The organism is Niabella beijingensis (assembly GCF_020034665.1).
GTDB classification, from domain to species: Bacteria; Bacteroidota; Bacteroidia; order Chitinophagales; family Chitinophagaceae; genus Niabella; species Niabella beijingensis.
This window is the reverse complement of the sequence record NZ_JAIQDI010000002.1, coordinates 118,524-136,911: the sequence shown is the minus strand read 5'-3', so window position 1 is coordinate 136,911 and position 18,388 is coordinate 118,524. Positions and strand designations below refer to the sequence as shown.

The 18,388-nt window shown below is 40.1% G+C and carries 17 protein-coding genes and 1 tRNA gene; 12 read left to right on the top strand and 6 right to left on the bottom strand.

The features are described from left to right. Positions 1 to 2: 2 nt before the first annotated feature. Positions 3 to 422 (bottom strand): helix-turn-helix transcriptional regulator, encoded by a 420-nt coding sequence (locus K7B07_RS16705; RefSeq protein ID WP_223711636.1) that lies wholly within the window; start codon positions 420 to 422, stop codon positions 3 to 5. A gap of 146 nt (positions 423 to 568) precedes the next feature. Between K7B07_RS16705 and K7B07_RS16700 the strand changes: the two genes are divergently transcribed. From K7B07_RS16700 to K7B07_RS16690, 3 genes are read left to right on the top strand one after another with little or no spacing between them, the layout of a single operon-like run. Beyond that, entirely contained in the window at positions 569 to 1,825 is a 1,257-nt protein-coding gene (locus K7B07_RS16700; RefSeq protein ID WP_223711635.1) for a hypothetical protein, read from the top strand. Between the two features lie 2 nt (positions 1,826 to 1,827). Continuing rightward, positions 1,828 to 2,181: a hypothetical protein gene (locus K7B07_RS16695; protein ID WP_223711633.1), complete on the top strand. Its 354-nt coding sequence runs from the start codon at positions 1,828 to 1,830 to the stop codon at positions 2,179 to 2,181. Beyond that, positions 2,151 to 2,672, top strand: coding sequence for a HEPN domain-containing protein (locus K7B07_RS16690; protein ID WP_223711632.1), 522 nt, complete (start codon positions 2,151 to 2,153; stop codon positions 2,670 to 2,672). Before K7B07_RS16695 ends, K7B07_RS16690 begins: the two co-directional genes overlap by 31 nt. 44 nt (positions 2,673 to 2,716) lie before the next feature. Here K7B07_RS16690 and K7B07_RS16685 read toward each other — a convergent pair whose 3' ends face one another. The 3 genes from K7B07_RS16685 to K7B07_RS16675 form a co-directional block, all read right to left on the bottom strand. After that, entirely contained in the window at positions 2,717 to 3,298 is a 582-nt protein-coding gene (locus tag K7B07_RS16685) for a hypothetical protein (protein WP_223711630.1), read from the bottom strand. 372 nt (positions 3,299 to 3,670) lie between these two features. Then, a complete protein-coding gene (locus K7B07_RS27755; RefSeq protein WP_276225272.1) occupies positions 3,671 to 4,534 on the bottom strand; it encodes an AraC family transcriptional regulator in 864 nt (287 codons plus the stop codon). A gap of 437 nt (positions 4,535 to 4,971) precedes the next feature. Next, positions 4,972 to 5,514, bottom strand: coding sequence for an SCO family protein (locus K7B07_RS16675; RefSeq protein ID WP_223711628.1), 543 nt, complete (start codon positions 5,512 to 5,514; stop codon positions 4,972 to 4,974). A 314-nt stretch (positions 5,515 to 5,828) separates the two neighbouring features. On the opposite strand from K7B07_RS16675, the gene K7B07_RS16670 reads away from it, so the two are divergent. From K7B07_RS16670 to K7B07_RS16635, 8 genes are all read left to right on the top strand, one after another. Next, positions 5,829 to 6,155: a hypothetical protein gene (locus tag K7B07_RS16670; RefSeq protein ID WP_223711626.1), complete on the top strand. Its 327-nt coding sequence runs from the start codon at positions 5,829 to 5,831 to the stop codon at positions 6,153 to 6,155. Between the two features lie 282 nt (positions 6,156 to 6,437). Then, positions 6,438 to 7,358 carry a FixH family protein gene (locus K7B07_RS16665; RefSeq protein WP_223711623.1) on the top strand — a complete coding sequence of 307 codons (921 nt, stop codon included), beginning with the start codon at positions 6,438 to 6,440 and terminating at the stop codon, positions 7,356 to 7,358. A gap of 5 nt (positions 7,359 to 7,363) precedes the next feature. Then, a complete protein-coding gene (locus K7B07_RS16660) occupies positions 7,364 to 9,346 on the top strand; it encodes a TonB-dependent receptor plug domain-containing protein (protein WP_223711621.1) in 1,983 nt (660 codons plus the stop codon). Between the two features lie 39 nt (positions 9,347 to 9,385). Continuing rightward, positions 9,386 to 10,252, top strand: coding sequence for an MbnP family protein (locus K7B07_RS16655; protein WP_223711619.1), 867 nt, complete (start codon positions 9,386 to 9,388; stop codon positions 10,250 to 10,252). Between the two features lie 103 nt (positions 10,253 to 10,355). Further along, positions 10,356 to 12,680 (top strand): TonB-dependent receptor, encoded by a 2,325-nt coding sequence (locus K7B07_RS16650; protein ID WP_223711618.1) that lies wholly within the window; start codon positions 10,356 to 10,358, stop codon positions 12,678 to 12,680. 57 nt (positions 12,681 to 12,737) lie between these two features. Continuing rightward, on the top strand, positions 12,738 to 13,685 hold the full coding sequence (locus tag K7B07_RS16645; protein ID WP_223711616.1) for a DJ-1/PfpI family protein: 948 nt from the start codon (positions 12,738 to 12,740) through the stop codon (positions 13,683 to 13,685). A gap of 64 nt (positions 13,686 to 13,749) precedes the next feature. Then, entirely contained in the window at positions 13,750 to 14,772 is a 1,023-nt protein-coding gene (locus tag K7B07_RS16640; RefSeq protein WP_223711615.1) for a cytochrome-c peroxidase, read from the top strand. A 113-nt stretch (positions 14,773 to 14,885) separates the two neighbouring features. Continuing rightward, positions 14,886 to 15,614, top strand: a complete 729-nt coding sequence (locus K7B07_RS16635) for a Fe-Mn family superoxide dismutase (RefSeq protein ID WP_223711613.1) — start codon at positions 14,886 to 14,888, stop codon at positions 15,612 to 15,614. A gap of 282 nt (positions 15,615 to 15,896) precedes the next feature. Here K7B07_RS16635 and K7B07_RS16630 read toward each other — a convergent pair. After that, positions 15,897 to 15,980, bottom strand: a tRNA-Leu gene (locus K7B07_RS16630). 223 nt (positions 15,981 to 16,203) lie between these two features. Between K7B07_RS16630 and K7B07_RS16625 the strand changes: the two genes are divergently transcribed. Further along, positions 16,204 to 17,430 (top strand): NAD(P)-dependent oxidoreductase, encoded by a 1,227-nt coding sequence (locus K7B07_RS16625; RefSeq protein WP_223711611.1) that lies wholly within the window; start codon positions 16,204 to 16,206, stop codon positions 17,428 to 17,430. Here the strand turns inward: K7B07_RS16625 and K7B07_RS16620 are convergent. Further along, positions 17,427 to 18,374 carry an alpha/beta hydrolase gene (locus K7B07_RS16620; protein WP_223711609.1) on the bottom strand — a complete coding sequence of 316 codons (948 nt, stop codon included), beginning with the start codon at positions 18,372 to 18,374 and terminating at the stop codon, positions 17,427 to 17,429. The two genes, K7B07_RS16625 and K7B07_RS16620, sit on opposite strands and share 4 nt — an antisense overlap. Between the last annotated feature and the right edge of the window lie 14 nt (positions 18,375 to 18,388).

Here is an 18,388-nt window from a genome sequence, read left to right as displayed (position 1 = left end):
AACTATTTACGCTCCATCTTCTCCAGCAGTTTCTTCAAAAGATCCATCTTCTCCTTTTCAGCCTGTAACAAGCGCTCATACAGTTTCCGATTTTCCGTAACTTCTTCAGCCCACTTATCAAAGGGATTGAAATTACATTTGTAGTTAAAATTGGCGCCGTGGTTAATACTATTGTCGTGAAATGTATTGATATAGGAAATAGCAGCTTCCTCGTCAAAATTTTTAATAACGTCTACTGGCACTTTTAATACATCTGAAATTTGCTTTAATAAAGGTTCCTCTATTATTTCTTTCTGTTCCAACAACGATATTTTACGTTGGTTCCAATCGTCACCCAATTCCAAAGCCAATGCTTCCTGCTTCATACTCAGCATTTCCCTGAAACGCTTTACGTTTCTACCCTGATGTATTGTTTTCTCCATAAGATTTGATTTTTATGCCCTTACGGCGTTTTCAAAGATAAATAAATCGCCCTGCTAAAATACCTCATTTTCCCAATAAATTATCGCCTTTTCATTTAGGATAGCAGCCGTACCGGGTGGAGATTTAGGGCATAAAAGCCAGCAAAATGAACAACAGACCTATTTTAAACAACAACCTGCGCAGCGCCGGTGAGCCGTACACTATTCAATTGGACAACGATGATTACTGTTTAACCCAGGAAATCATTAACCAAAATGTGGATGCAAAAACCAGGCGCAGGAAAGATTGGCAATACGTGGCACTACAATTTTTATCGCTTGAAAAAGATACTCTTTGCCTGGCAATTGCCTCCTTAAAGGAAAAAGAAAAGTTTGTGCTGACCATTAAAATAGAAAAAGACCGGCTGCATATAAGCTGCTCCTGCAGCCAGCCGGTGGGGCAGCTTTGCCGCCATGCCTATGCTGCATTATCAAAAGTAGCATATAGCCGGTTCGATTCTGGCTTTTTTAGAAAATACCAGCCCGGCGGCCCGGTGGCGCTTGCCCTAAAACATAAAAAGCATTTCCGCCTACAGCTAAACGGCTATAGTCCGGAGGTGAAGCAGCATCCGGCCCTGGGTGCTATTTACAGGTTTTCGTCAACCGATATGCAGGATCGGCTGGTAAACGTATTGAAGTTACAGGGTTCGGCAGCATCCACGGTGCCGGCTAAGGAGGAAACGGTTTTATCCTACCTGTTAATGTACACTCACCGGCACACATTGCCCTTTTTAATACCTGCTGAAACACTGCTAAACCATGCGGGCAATGCGGTAAAAGGATTTGTAAGGTTCATTCAGGATATTGATGACCCAATAGCCGCAGGTCAGCCCGCCATTTTTCAAAAATCTACCCGGCTAATAACACTTGTAAAACAGTTGCCCGGCACCATAAACAAAGCTGCGGAGCAGGACAGCACAGCACTGGAAGATTTTTTTCAATTATGGAAAGAACTATTACCATTGGTAACACATCAACCGTTTGTTTTTAAAACCAGGCACTGGATGTGGCAAATGCTAAAACAAAAACCTCAAAAAATGTACAGCTACCCGGTAAAAATAAACGTGCATATACCAGAGGTACAATTTGAGCTTATTGATAAAGGGGCTTATTACCAGTTGCGAATGAATATTTTGATAAATGGCGCTAAGCTGCTGAAATATGAGCTATACGGGGCACTTATTTTTTATAAGGACAGGGTATGCCTGTCGGGCTCTTTGCGGGATGCTGCTATTATAGAGTTTATGCAAAAAACAGCGGGCTTCATTACCATTTTTAAGGAACACTTTGAGGAGTTTGAGGAGCAGGTATTGCACAAACTAAGTGATGCTTACTTTGTAAAAAACTATTCTGAAAACTACTAACCATGAACTCGGAACAAACCGTTGCTAACCATAAAGCGCTTTATCTTACTGAAGAAGATAAAGCCATTGCCGCAAAGATGGTAGCCATCATTACCCAAATTTCGCAGGTGGACACCATCTTTGTTTTAGGTAAAAAAATAGATACAGCCCACAATATATTTAAAGAACCTTATACTGCCGGCGTGCACACATCGGCTTTTTGGTTACTGGTTTTAATTGCAGGCGATGATAAGCGGCATAAAATGTACCAGGAGGAAATTGAGCAAAAATGTGGTCTTTGCTGTACAGTTAGCAGCATTGTAATGCAAACAAGCACTTTTGTATGTTGGCTAAGTGCAAAGAACTCTTTGGTTTAACTGTTTTATTAAACGCCCCGGTTATTTATAACACCAACCCAGAGCTTATAGAATGGGGCAGGGATATTACCGAAGAAAATATTCCGGAAATGGGGAAGGCTACTTTTCAAAAATGCTTTAATCTTTTTAATGAATACATTGCCGGGGCGGAGCTTTTTACTGTTCGCAAACAGTACAAGCTGGCGCTATTTATGTATCACCAGGCTACGGAATTACTACTGACTGCCTTTATTAAAACCCAAACAGGGCTGGAACTGCATATTCATAACATCAACCACCTCAATCAATACCTCAGCTTTCTAGCACCAGGCATAGCAGCAGATTTTTGGGGAGTAACACAAAAGGAAAAAGAAGCTTTCCGGCTGCTTCAAAAGTCCTATTGCTCGGCAAGGTATGATGAATGTTTTATAATTACATATCAACAGTTGGAGATTGTACAGCAGAAACTTAATAAAATAACAAAAGCATTGAGCCTATTAATAAAATTTTGATTTTCAAGTTAGCCTTGGTAAGGTATTTAGCAAGAACGTTCTTGTTATAGATATCCTCTGGCCCTTAATATTCTATCAATCTCTTCCCTGGTGGTTTGTTTGGTTGGCCTACTATACTCTTCCGTTGATGGATGAGAAATTTTGTTTATTCTCAAAACCATTTTGCCATCTGCACCTATAAACGGCGTTGTTTCAATATCGCTTGCAATATCCAAAAGATTGTATTTCTGTAAAAAACCTTTTTTCATGGGACAATGCCAGTAATCTGTATTATAAAATTTTCTTCCAGTTTGAAATATGGGGGATGCCTCATCCCTCCATTCCTGCAATTCTGCCTTATAAGTTTCCCTGTCAAATTCCAGGATCACAGGGGAAAATGCTATTAGTTTCATAAACTCATTGTGATATAAAATCTCTTCCATACTTGGGGGAAAGGAAGGGCAAAAGGATGGAGCCAGAAGAATCTTGTAAGCAGCAGCAAAACTGGCTTTGGCTTTTTCAAATGTATTAAAGAATAATAATAATGAAGCTTTGCTGTCCTTTACTATGATGGAATCTATTGCATCAAGGTTAGACCCGATCAAAAATAGCTTTCTATTGCAATTTTCATTTTCCAATATTGACATCCATTGGGTTAATAGTGTTTTAAAGTTACAAAATTTCCATAATTCAAGGGGCCTAAATCGGGCAGGCGGGGCTATTTGTACCTCAGTATCCATCCCTTATATGCGAATGAAGGGCATCTCAGTATTACTGCATAAAGATGGCTTAACAGATGCTGCCAGGTCGAAACTGTTACGGTATTTAAAATAAAAGCTTAGCTTTTGTTGAACATCCAATTATATAATTGGACGATATGATGCCACTGGAGCAGGATCATTAAACCCAATAGCATGATCAGCAGTAAATTAATCGTTCTCGAAATGCTTCTTAAACGCTTTGCATCTTTATATGTTAGATTATGTTTTGACATATTGTAAATGTTTTAAATGACGGTATTATTCATTTATTTTTCTGAATTTCTCCGGTGTACTGCCGGTATGTTTTTTAAAAAAGGTTACAAAATAAGATGTGGATTCAAAGCCGATAAGATTAGAGATTTCTGCTATTGATAATGCGGTGTATGTTAATAACCGTTCTGACTCTATTATTATTCTTTTACGGATTATATCACCACTTGTTACGCCCCTATAGCATCGGCAAAGCTTATTCAGATAATTTGTAGTGATGTTTAACTGGCTGGCATACCACGAGGGCATTTTAAATTTCATAAAATTGTCTTCCACCAGCTTTTCAAATTCTATTACTTTTTTCTTTTTATGATTAACATTCCCTTTATCTCCAACAGGGTACAAATTCCGGTCTAAGTCAAAAAGGAGAATATTAAGATATGACCGGATCACATGATCATAGCCTTTATGCTTTTTATCGGTTTCTTCTTTAATGAACTGAAAGATGATACTCCATCGTTCTTTTTGCTGCCGGCTAAGCCGAACAAAAAGCTCGTTACTGCGCTGCATAATAGAGAACTCATGCAATACATTATTGTTATACCTGATGGAGAAAAAATCTTCTGTAAAGCAAATCATGTAACCATTTGCCTTTCTATTAATGTCCAAGCTGAATACACTATTGGGTTTTATGCAAATAACCTGGGGGGCGTCTAAATGAATGGTATTGTTATCAACGATCGCACTGCCGCTTGCCGCTTCCAGGAACAATATTGTATAATAGTGCTGTTTGTGCGGCCTTTCAAAAAATGGATACTTTTCCAAAAGCCCCTCTAAATGCTCTAATATAAAAGACTTGTTTTTAGCGTTAAATGCCGCAATAGTATAAACAGGTATTGATTTCTTTGTCATACCCATTTAACTGGTTGTTATGTTTAAAACTGTTTCAAGAACTTAATAAAACAGCTCCGGCGGGCGGATGAAAAACGGCACTGTAAAAAAATTGTGGGTGTAATTCCTTATTAAATAATGGGTGCCTGATTGTACTCAATGATATATCGGGTATAAGGATCCAGTTATTTATATTATTGCAAAATAGCGTTACGTCTTTTGTTTTTAGATCGGGGATTTTTTCCTGTTTTTGATTGTCTTCCCTGAGTTTTTTTTCAAGAAAACAGGAGCCTTTACAAACAGCAACTTTTTCAAAGCGGTTGATACATAATTCCTGGGCTATATAATTCCGGTTAATATAAAAAGAAGTTAATACCCATAGCTGGGAATGGGTCTGCAAAAGGAAAATTGCAATAAATAATATGGAGAAGATTTTTCTCAAAGCCATTCAAAAATAATTAAAACTGCTCTTTTAACAGCGTTTTAATGTCTGCAATTAATTGTTTCGTTTCTTCCGGGTCGCTTCCGTCATATACTCCCCGTATATAACGGTTTTTATCTATTAGTAACAAACCCCCGCTATGTATAAAATTACTGGCATCTGCGCTATCAGGATGAGCGGCCGAGAAATATGAATGTGCAGCAATGTTCATAATGCTGTCCTGATTTCCCGTAACAAAGTGCCATTTAGCCGTATTTACACCCAGTGCCGCTGCATACTTTTTTAGCCGGCCAACGGTATCCCTTTCCGGATCTATGGTATGAGAAAGAAAAGCTACACGGTCGTCTTGTGCAAAGGCATCATATACGTGTTTCATCTCTTTTGTCATTATAGGGCAAATTGTGGGACAGGAAAGGAATATAAAATCAGCCACATAAGCTTTATTCTGAAACGTTTTATTCGTAACCACCTGGCTATCCTGGTCTATAAAAGAAAAATCGGCGATGGTTGGATAAACGCTATCCTTGCCGTTTAATTCAGGATTACCTAAATAGGGCAATTTTTTGCCCGAGAAATTACAGGCACATAATAACAGAATTGAAAAAAAGGTTATGGATTTAAACAATTTCATATTCCAAATACGATAAACAAGTACGGAAACCATAAAGTTACAAATTGCAGCTATTGAAAATTATATTCTTTATCAATGTCCCTGAAAATGGCAATTCTATTTGGCTACAATAGCCATATTCAAACAAAAAGTAGTGATTTTTTAAATCATAGAATTGAAAATATAAACTCATCCAATTAAAGAAAGCCTACTTTTGCATTGTGAAAGTGCTTTTTTCCTGCATATTATCAATCATTGTATTTTTGGCAGGTTTTCAGAATTCGCTGATTTTAATTGATTACCAATTGAACAGGGATTTCTATGAAGCGAACTGTGTAAATAAGGATAAACCTAAAATGGAGTGTCATGGAAAGTGCCAGATGAAAAAAGAAGCCGAGAAAAAAATCCCCGAAACTAATTTTGTAAAAATAGGTTTTGAGCTCAATGTGCTCCCACAGAAATTAATTGAAGCACCCGACCCTGAAGTTATTATTTCTCAAAATGAAAAACCAGGGTTTGAAAATTATATCGAAAGTCTTTTAAATGGTTTTCATCAAACACCGTTTAATCCGCCACAAATCCTTTCTTAAGGCAACAGGTTTATTTAAAATTTTATTGTAGCAGTTGATTATGCTGTCTTATTAAAGCGAAGACAGGCGGTTTTGTGGCTATGCAATTATGCTATTATGCTATGATTAAAAACCCAGCAGGTGTATAGCTATAAATAAGGTATAAGATATTTTAAATAAGCCTAAAACCAATTGCAATTTTCCTGCAAGCTTTCGTTCTGTGTATTTGACTGTGAGAATACACAGGTCAACCTTAAAAAAGTTTGCAGATCTTCAGCTGTTTTTCACAAAACGCCCATCAAAATGAAAAATTTGTGGTTTTATGTGATCGCAATATGCTTTGCGATTGTTTCCTGTACCAAAGCTAAGACCGACTATGAAGCAGAAATAAGCACTGTAGTTACGGAGCATTATGAATTTAAAGAAGCGGTATCCATCAATAGTGCAGGCTATAAAATCAGTATTGAAGCATTAAATGGCACGTTCTATAAAGGATATAATGAGATCCGTTTGAAAATAACGAATCAAACAAACCAGCCCGTAAACGCTTCAGCAATAAAGTTTTTACCGGTAATGACTGGCGCTGATGGCAGTAAAACCTCCTGCCCCCATAAGTATGATTTGGTTTATAAAGCAGATAGCAACTACTTTTCAGGATACACCGTATTTACAAGTGAGAGCAATGCGGCCGGAAGCTGGGAGCTGTATGTCAGTTTCACCATTAATAATCAAACTTATGATATACAAAAGGATATTTCGGTTGAGGAACAGACCAATAAAAACCTGAATATGACCACCTTTACGGGAAAGGATGGGGAGCAATATTATATTGCCCTGGTCGCACCACAGAAACCGAAAGTTGCCGAAAATGAACTGGTTGCGGGTATTTATAAATTCGATAAACCCAGCATGCCCGCTGGAACTTTTCCGGATCCTTCACAGTTTTCCTATAGTGAGGTAAGCGGTTATACGTTGCAACTGGATCCAAGAATGCCGGAGCCGTCGATGGGAAACCATTCTTCGATCAATAATAAAGACCTGATACAGCAAAATGATGGTTTGTATTACGGTGTTGTAAACTATACCATGACCGGAAACTGGACATTGAACTTCATCATGCTGAATCAAAACGGCCAGATTGTAAAAGGAACCGTGGTACCAAAGGATTTTACTCCGGGAGTAGAAGGCGTAAAAAGCGAGCTATATATTGATATATTATTCTAAGTATTATGAAGAGGTTAATGTTTCCGGTTCTGTTGTTTGGAATAGCTGCGAATGCCCAGAGCATCCAGGAAAAAAAAGACAGCGCTAAAGCCCTGGATGAAGTGAAAGTAGTAGCGACTGCCAAAAAGAAGATGGAAACTGAAATGAAAATGGCGGTTTCCGTTGATGAATTTTTAGCATCCTCCAACAATATAAGCTTTATAAAACGAGGAGCCTATGCCTGGGAACCGTTGCTGAATAACATGAGCACGGAGCGCTCAACCGTCACAATAGATGGTATGCATATTTTCGGTGCATGTACTGATAAAATGGACCCGATCACTTCCTATGTGGAAAGTAATAATCTTTCTGCAATTGATATCAAATCCGGACAGGAAGGCAGCCTGCACGGTGCCACTGTTGCCGGAAGCATAGATTTGAAACGAAAAAGCACGCCGTTCAGTCTTGAAAAAAAATGGGGCGGCTCCTATCAAACCGGTTTTGAAATGAATAACAAGCAATTCTTCAACCTTGGGAATGTATCCTATTCCACTAACCGGTTTGTGGCAGACGGAAGTGTTTCCTACCGAAAAGCAGGTGATTATTATGATGGAAATAATGATGAAGTAAAGCACTCACAATACAATAAATTCAATACTTCGTTAGGCATGGCCTACAAGACAAGTCCGTTTTCAGCACTAAGAGTAGACGCCATTTTTGATGTAGCAAAGGATGTGGGCTTTCCCGCCCTCCCGATGGATCTGTGGCTTTCCCGTGCACTTATTACGTCAGCTTCCTATAAGCAATTATTTCAGGAGGGACTGATAAAAGTCTGGGACACCAAGGTGTATTTTAATGCTATAGAACATTATATGGATGATACCAAGCGCCCGGAAAATTTAGTACACATGGATATGCCGGGCTGGAGTACTACTTACGGGTTGGTTTCCAAAGCAAATTTAAAAAGCGGCGATTATTCTTCAGAGATCCAACTGAATGCTTATAATAATTTATCAATTGCAGAAATGCGTATGTATCCGCAGGACAGAAGCAAAAGAACCATGTTTGCTTATAGCTGGCCCTGGGTTACAACAAAGTTTGCAAGCCTTGCTATGAATAATTCCTGGGACATTTCAGAAAGAAGCCAGGTGAATTTTGGTGGTACTGTTGGCGTTAATTATAATCGATCTAAATATGTAGAATTTAACTGGATTTTTCACCCAGGTGCACCGCAGGAAAAAACCAGGCTTTTACCGGGTTTACATGCAAGCTACCAGTTGAATATCAACCAGTTTAATTTTTCTGTTGGAACCGGGTATGGGCATAGGGCACCTTCTGTTTCCGAAGGATACGGGTATTATATCTATAATAGCTTTGACCGCTACGATTATGTAGGTAACCCTGATTTAAAAAATGAGATATCCTATGAAGCCAATGCCAGCGCAGGGTTTAAAAACGAGAAAATGGGCATTGAAGCTAAAGTGAACTATTTCTACATTCAAAATTATATCATCGGGAAAATTTTGAGTTTAGGAAGCCCAATGAACTATCAGTCGGTGGGCGTTAAAGGTTATACCTCCTTAAACCATGCTAAGCTTTTTAACCTGGCACTGAATGTCAACTATAATATTCTGGAGCATTTACATTGGAATGGATCGCTCACTTACGCACGCGCAACAGACGATAACGGCGGGAATTTGCCGTTCATTCGCCCGTTAAGCTACCAGACATTCCTTCATTTTATGTATAAAAAATTGGGCGTTCAAACCTCGCTGAATGGAGACTTTGCACAGATCAATTACAGCCCGGAATATGGCGAGGATCAAACACCGGCTTATATAATCTGGAATGCTTCAGCAGATTATTGGTTCAATATTAAAAGCTTCAGAACCGTCTTACAGGTTGGGGCAGAGAATTTATTAAACAGGTATTACAGTACTTATGCAGACTGGGGTAATATCCCGAGAATGGGACGTAATATTTTCACATCGTTAAAATTTAATTTTTAATCCTAAATCAAATAAATCATAATTAAAAAAATCTAAGACATGAAAAATTTTAAAAAGTATCTGCTGTTATCTGCTTTTCCACTGGCATTATTTTCTTGCAGTAAGAGCGATGATGTTCCAGTTGCAAACAATGTTACTTTACATTTTAATAATACATTTAAAAGTACAACGATTGTTCTTGGCAATGCCACTACTGCCACAGCCACAGTAAACACTTCAGCCAAAGGGCAGGTGCATCATTTTTCTGAACTGAAATATGTAATAAGCAACATCCGGCTTATAAAAGCTGATGGGACCGAAATTCCTTATAATATTAATGACCTGGATAAGGGTGCAACTGTTGTAAACCAGGCAAAATCTGAAACGCTGGATTATACCTTGAGCAATATACCGACAGGTGAATACAAACAGATCAAATTCGGCTTGGGAATCAAACAGGATCTGAATACGTTAGATCAGGTAAAATTTCCAAAATTCTACGCTGCAGCAGGGTCTAATGATACGGAAATGATGTGGGAATGGGGCACGGGTTACCGTTTCACAAAACTGGAAGGCTTTTACGATACCGATAATAAAGAAATGTCCATTCATACGGGAAGCACTGTTAAAGGAACTGAAGGCGCGTACACACAAGGGGTTGATGGGTACCGGGATATTACCTTAGATCTTACTACCCACGCTATAGTTGGCCGTAATGCACCGAAAGTCACCATTAAAGCAGATTTTGATAAACTGCTGAGCGGGAAAACCAATACTATTACGCTCACAACAGGAACCGGGATGGACGACAACGCTACGCCCAATATTCATACTGCCGATCAAATGGTAAAATTTGTAGATAACCTGGGTGGTAACGGTTCAAGCGATATTACAGGAATGTTTTCTATCGGCAGTGTAGAGAACTAAATAAAATGAAAAAAATAATAATAGTTTTTGCGGTGGCTATAACAATTGCCACCTGTAAAAATAAGGAAGAGCGAATGGCTGAACATTTTTTAATTGACAAACAATGAAACAGTTTATATATACTGTTCTTGCAACATTTTTATTGGCAAATGTTCAAGCGCAAACTATTAAAGGAAAAGTTGCAGCTACAAATGGCAACCCAATTGAAGCGGCAACCATTAGTATCCTGAATACAGGTAAAACAACCATAACCGATAAATACGGAAACTTTAGCTTCGCAAACATTGCCCCAGGAACTTACCAGCTAAGCATAAGTTTGGTTGGATTTGCAAAACAGCTAAAAGTTATTACAGTTAACGCAGGTATTGAAACAAAAATAAATTTCACTTTATCAGAAGAAAGTAAACAATTGGACGAAGTAGTAGTAACAGCAGATAAGGTTGAAACCAACTTACAAAAAACGCCAATCGCTGTTACCGCATTGAATGCAAAACAGTTAGAACAATACCGTGTGTGGACTATCAGCGACCTTACAGCATTAGCTCCAAGCACCTTTATAGTGGAGCATGGAAATAGTATAGGTTCTAATTTTATCAATATTCGGGGTGCAATGGGTTTTGCTAATGACCAATCTGTAGCAACGTACGTGGATGGAGTTTATCAGTTTGACTATTTTTCCGCACCGCTCAATTTTAATAATATTGAAAGAGTTGAAATTTTGAGAGGCCCCCAAGGCACGCTCTATGGGAGAAATGCATATAGCGGCGTACTGAATATTATTACCAAAAAGCCGGTAAATAAAATGACCGGCTTTGCTGAAATAGATTTTGGTAATTATAGACAACAGCGTTACAGCGCGGGTTTCAATACACCATTAATAAAGGATAAGTTATTTGTGAATGCCGGCTTACAGTCTAATGGTCGTGGTTCTGTTTATTCAAATCCTACATTGAATACAAAAAATTTTGACCAACATAATGCGTACAGTGGAAATGTGAACCTGAAATATCTTGCATCGGATAAATGGACAATAGACTGGAACACAAGATATGAAAATGATAAAGACAAGGGCGCTTATCCCTGGGCTGCCACCGACAGCATGGCCAGAGCCAATCCTTATACGGCTTTTGGAAATTGGGATAATACCGAACGCAGAACTAATTTCAACACTTCTTTAGCAATAAAATACTTTGGCAGTAATTTTAATTTTACTTCTATTACTGCATTGGTTGATTATCATATCTGGTTTCCGGGGAGGTTTGATTTTGATTTTACTCCTGACCAGTTAATAAGTGGCAAGAATTGGACAAAAGAAAATGAGCTTACACAGGAGTTTCGCTTTTCTTCACCGGCAAATGCAGGCAAATGGAAATGGACCGCGGGCTCATTTCTTTTCGGTGAAAGGCTGAAGAATGGTAACAATACTTATTTTGACCAGGATTATGCATTGTACGACCCCAATGCCCCTTATGCTTCGATCAGTAATGGAAAGAGAAAGTCTTACGGAGTAGCGTTTTATGGGCAGGCTACATATTCTATAGCTCCAAAACTTGATGTAACAGCCGGAGCGAGATATGATATAGAACATCGCGAACTTACCCAAAATTCGGCTTCTGAAAAAGATGGTACGGTAACGCCTTTGACTGCGGACAGCACGGCAAAGAAAACTTTTAACGCATTTACGCCTAAGATTATTTTGAGTTACAAATTGACGGAAAATTCTATGGTGTATAGCTCTTATGCAAAAGGATTTAGAGTAGGGGGCTTTAATTTTGGCAACCCTGCTTACCCTACCTATAATCCCGAGAAATCGGATAATTATGAAATAGGTGTCAAAAACAACTTATTCAATAACAGGCTTAAAATAAATCTTACTGCGTTTTATTTTCAACAAAAAGACCAACAGGTATCCACCTCCAAAGATGGTATAAACTATGCCACCCTAAATGTAGGTGATATGAATAACTATGGATTGGAATTGGAAACATCGGTACTTCCTTTCAAAAATTTACAAATAGACTGGACTGCCAGCACCTCGCATAGCGAATATAAAAAATTAGAGCTTTTTGATGCAGCAACAAATGCTGTAAAAGATTACAAAGGGAATAAGGCGATTAACAATCCTGCATTGCAATCTATGCTTGCGGTTCAATATGGTATTCCTTTTTCCAAATCTGCTCAAACCTTTAAAGCATTTATAAGAGGAGAATTTAGATACACAGGTGAATATCAATTAGATTTTACCAATTCCTATCATCAGGGTGCTTATGGTATGCTCAATGCCAGAGCTGGTGTTACCAGCAACCATTTAGACATTGCATTGTGGATTCGCAACCTCAACGATGTACGTTATATGGCCTATGGTTACGGCTCCTATATGATGGGTAGCCCAAGAATGTGGGGAGTAACTATAACAGGAAAGTTTTAATTTTTCAATTGTAGCGGTAACCAATTGAGTGGCTGCCGTTTTTTAAATTTTATAGTAATGAAAAAAATAATCATAGCTGTATTATCCATAGTCATGGTAACAGCCTGCAAAAATAAAAATCAGGAAACGGTAAAACCAGCATCAATGGCGGAAATATTTCCCCAACCCAAAGTAGAAATCAAAACGGTCGGTATTTTTTTATATGATGGCTACTCTCCGTTAGATGCAATGGGACCGTATTCGGTGCTTACACACCTGATGGGAAGCAAAGTTTTTTTTATAGCAAAGCATAAAGGTATTGTTGAAGATGGGGCTGGCTTAAAAGTACAGGTAGACACTTCTATTGATGAAGTAAAACACCTGGACATATTACTGATGCCCGGAGGATTGGCTACAACGTATGAGCAAACAAAAGATGATGAACTTTTAAGCTGGATACGCAGCATTGACAGTACCTCAAAATACACCACCAGCGTTTGCACGGGTGCGTGGATATTGGGTGCGGCAGGCTTGTTAAAAGATAAAGAAGCTACTACACATTGGTATGGTAAAAAAATACTGGCTGCCGATTACGGGGCAAAAATTCAAAACACACGATATACGCATAGCGGTAAATACTGGACAAGTGCCGGTGTTTCAGCGGGCATAGATATGAGCCTTGCATTGATAAATGAAATAGCCGGAGAAAAATATACCAAAGCCGCCATGCTTGACTTGGAATATGACCCACAGCCACCATTTAAAGGCGGCAATGAAACTAATTCTGATAAAGATATGGTGGACGGTATGAGAGCTTTATATGATGGAGGAATGAATACTGCTTTACATCCTGAAAAAATGTTTAAAAACATAAAATTTGACAATCCGAAAGATTTGGTTTGCGGGATGCCTGTAACCGCAGGCGTAGCGGACACAGCACATTACAAAGGAAAGGTATATGGCTTTTGCTCGAAAGGTTGTAAGGATGCGTTTGTGAAAGATCCTGCTTTGTATGTGTCGAAATAATATGCTGAAGCGTGTGTAGGTATTCAATGCAATGGCACATCATTTTATAAATAGACGTTTTGAAATGAAAAAAGTATTCGGGATATTGTCAGTCGTATTGATATTACAGGCCTGTAGCAGGAAGGATGCCATAGACCCTGTTTCTTATGACAACCCCGAAATTTCGTTAAATATTCCGGCAGGATTTCCCGTGCTGAACAGTTCGGTAAACGGAAATAAACCTACAAAATACGGGATGGAATTAGGCGAAAAGCTTTTTCAGGAGAAAAAGTTTAGCGCTAATAATACTATTTCCTGTGCCAGTTGCCATAAAGAGTCGAATGCCTTTGCCGATAATAATATTCAGGCAATCGGGATTTATGGAAGGGTTGGGCTTCGAAATGTGCCACCGATTCAGAATATGGCGTTTATGAAATTTTATAATTGGGATGGGAATGTGCTTCAGGTGGAGCATCAACCATTGGTTCCCATTATAACAAAAGAAGAAATGAACTCTTCTATTTTGGAAATTATTGGTAAAATACAAGATGAATCCGAATACAGAAGCTTATTTAAAAAAACATTTGGAGATGAAACTATAAATCCTGAAAGGATTTACAACAGCATTGCACAATACGTATATACACTGATTTCTGCCAATAGTAAATATGATAAGGTAATACGAAAAGAAGGTGCTTCTTTTACAGAAAGCGAAGCACGGGGGCACCAGATTTTTCAGCAGAAATGTGTAAGCTGCCACAGCACGGAATTATTTACAGACCAGAGTTTCAGGAATATTGGCTTTCCTTTAAACCCGGACATTAATGAAGCCGGGCGTGCCAGGGTAACCGGGATTGCTGCTGATTATATGAGTTTCAGAGTCCCTTCTTTAAGAAATGTTGAATATACTGCACCTTACGGCAGCTTTGGGCAGTTCCCAACTTTGAAATCAGTTTTGGACTATTTTGACAATGGAGTATTAGGGGCTAATAATCTTGATCCGGTATTTAAAAATAATAATAACCGGATCCCGTTAACGGAGCAGGAAAAAGAAGATCTAATTTCCTTCATGAAGACGTTGAGTGATCCTTCTTTTGTGAAGAAGTAATTAAAATTAAAAGAGACAGACCTTTAAAAAATCAGCATTGGCGGCTAAGTTCAAAATCTTTTTGATTGTATTTAATAGCGCTCTTATTCTATCACTTTTAAAATATTTCAGTTATGAAAAGTAATTTCAACCGCAGGCAGTTTATTAAAAATACAGGCATGGCCGGATTGGCTGCCGGTATCGGTCTCAATTGGAAGCAACCCCATAATCTAATCCTGAAAACAGGATGGGTCCAGGAACCGCTTGGATATGCCTATGACGCGCTGGAGCCGGTCATTGATGCGCAAACGATGGAGATACATTACACAAAACATGCCGCAGGCTACGCAAAAAACCTCGCAGAAGCTGCAAAAGAAGAGGGTGTGCAAACCAGTAGCACCACAGTTGAGGAGGTGTTATCCCGGATCTCGAAGTACAGCACAAAAATGAGGAACAATGCCGGGGGGCATTATAATCATGAATTATTCTGGAAAATCCTTCGTAAACCTTCCGATAGCAATCTTCCGGCAGGGAAGATAAATGAATGGATCCGCCGGGATTTTAATTCGTTTGAAGCTTTTCAAAAAGAATTTAATACAGCAGCAACCACAAGGTTTGGCAGCGGTTGGGCCTGGCTGGTAGCCCTTCCTGATAGTAAGCTGAAAGTAGTTTCTACCGCTAACCAGGATAATCCATTAATGGACATCGCAGAAATTAAAGGCTTTCCTGTATTAGGCCTTGACGTTTGGGAACATGCCTATTACCTGAAATATCAGAGCAGGAGGCCAGATTATATTAATGCATGGTGGAAGCTGGTGAATTGGGACTTTGTTGGAACACGATTTGCTCAATTAAAAAAATAAAGAAAATTCCCAGGAATTATGAAGATTGGTACTTATGCCAAGGTATCAATTTACTGAAGAGAAAATCTCCTTATTTATATCCATGTTTAGCGAAAGGAGTAGAGTCAGAATAGCTTCATAGCGTCAAGGTGCTAAAAGAAACAGGATTCCCAAAACAATAAAAAAGGATTAACTTAGTCATATAAGTTCTTTCACTTCTTCCTGATAAAAGTTTGTTTGCAAATTGTTTGCAAATAAAAAAGACCCACCAAGTGAGTCTTTTCTAAATGATTGATAATCAAGTGCCCAGAACAGGAATCGAACCTGCACTCCGTTGCCGAAACCAGATTTTGAGTCTAGCGCGTCTACCAATTCCGCCATCTGGGCTGGTAACTGATCGCATCAGAAGGGCTGCAATATTACGAAGATTCGGCGGAAAACAACATTTCCTCCGGTATATTTTTTTAAGGACAAATTTCCTATTTGCAACAGTTTTTCTTCGGAAGAAGGATATTCCTGAGCACAGATAATATTTTATTAAGTACTTTCATTACCGTTACTCAAAATTACAATTTAATGGCGCATTTGTTTAACAAAAAGACGATCCGCTATGAAGCAGTTTAAAATCGGGCTGATACGCGAAGGAAAAATCCCGCAGGACAGCCGAGTGGCCCTTACCCCGGCACAGTGCAAATGGCTGCAGGCACACCGCCCGCATCTTTCCTTTGTTGCCCAGCCTTCGCCGACCCGGTGTTATAAGGATGAGGAGTATGAACGGGCAGGGATCACGCTCAGCGAAGATATCAGCAGCTGCGATATCCTGCTGGGTATTAAAGAAGTGCTGGTAAACGCGCTGATCGAAGGCAAGACCTATCTTTTTTTCTCCCACACCAAAAAAAAACAGCCCCACAATCAACAACTGCTGCAGGCGGTGCTGGAAAAAAAGATCACGCTGATCGATTATGAATGCCTGGAACATGAGGACGGAAAACGGATCATCGGGTTTGGTTTTTTCGCGGGCATCGTGGGCGCACATAACGGACTGATGGCCTATGGTACCCGCACCGGGCTTTTCCGGCTGGACCGCGTATACAAACAAAAGAACTTTAAAGAACTGATCCATACTTATTTTGGACTCCGGCTCCCCAATGTTAAAATTGCTGTTACCGGGAGCGGCCGTGTAGCGCACGGATTGCTGGAGATCATGAACCTGATGGGGGTGCATGAAGTGGAACCGGACGAATACCTGGAACGGCGTTTTAATTACCCCGTATATACCCAGCTAAAAGGATACGACCTTTACAAACATGCTGTCACCGGTAATTACAGCCGGCAGGATTTCCACGAACATCCGCAGGAGTATGTGAGTAAATTCAAGCCCTATACCCGTCAAACAGATATCTTACTGAATGGCGTGTACTGGTATGAAGGCGTGCCCCGCCTGTTTGAAACGGAAGACATCAGCCGGGAGGATTTTATTATCGAGACCATTGCCGATGTATCCGATGATGAGAACGGATCCGTTCCCATCAACAAACGGACCCAAACCATCGAAGACCCGGTGTATGGAGTCGACCGGACCACAAAGGAAATCACTAACCCTTATTTAAAAACTTCAGTGGACATTATGGCGGTCGGCAACCTGCCCAATGAATTACCGCGGGATGCCAGCCGTTATTTCGGAGAACAGCTGATCAAATTTGTGCTGGATGATCTTACCGGCAATAGTAATGCTGTACTGGAACGGGCTACCATTGCCCGCAACGGGATGCTGGGGAGTCATTATGATTATCTCAGGGATTATGCCGCCGGTATGCAGCAACGGTCTTCCGGCTAACGGGCCTGCTTCAACCATCCTGAGGTCTGCATCCAGTAAATACAACTCCCGAACCATTGTTCAAAGGCCGGAAGGTTTTTTAAAAAACCATGATCGCCAAACGCATAAACATGCAGTTCCGCAGCTACCCGGTTTTTCTTTAAGGCAGCAAAAAGATCCATACTGTTTGCCAGCGGTACTACTTTATCATCAGCCGCATGCGCCAGGAAAGCGGGTGGTGTCCGCTCCGTCACCTGTTGTTCTCCTGAAAAGAACCGGATCTTATCCTCCGTTATTCCTGCACCCAAAAGGTTGGAGCGCGATCCCCCATGACCCGTACCATCTGAAAAGCTGATCACCGGATTGATAAGGATCATAAAATCGGGGCGCGGACTGATCCCGCCGGAGTGCGGTACATATACCGAATCAAAATGCGTCCCCGCCATAGCGGCTACATGCCCGCCTGCCGAAAAACCCATGATCCCGATGGCGTGAGGGTCGATGCCCCATTTCGCTGCATGTTGCTTTACCTTTAAAATAGCCTGCTGGGCATCCATCAGCGGTGCCATGGCTTTGTTGGTCAGATAGGCATCATCCGGTAGCCGGTACTTCAGCACAAAGGCGGCGATGCCTTTGCGGTTAAAGGCTTCGGCCACCGATCTTCCTTCCCGGTTGATCAGCAGGGTATGATATCCACCGCCCGGACAAATGATCACAGCCGGTGCGCCAGGTGGTAAATATGCTGGTCTGAAAACCTCAAGTGTGGGCACCGACACGTGGTACACCAGACTGTCTACTTCCGGATCAAAACCCTTTTGCTCTTTTACGGTTGTTGCTTTTGCACCAGGTATCGCTCCGTCGTACAATGGCAATTCCTTTATAATGCCCTGCCCGCAGCAACACTGCACGGCGGAAAAAAGCACCAGCATGCAGCCTAGCTTTCTGATAAAATTATAATTGTTCATGTTAGTTGTCCGTT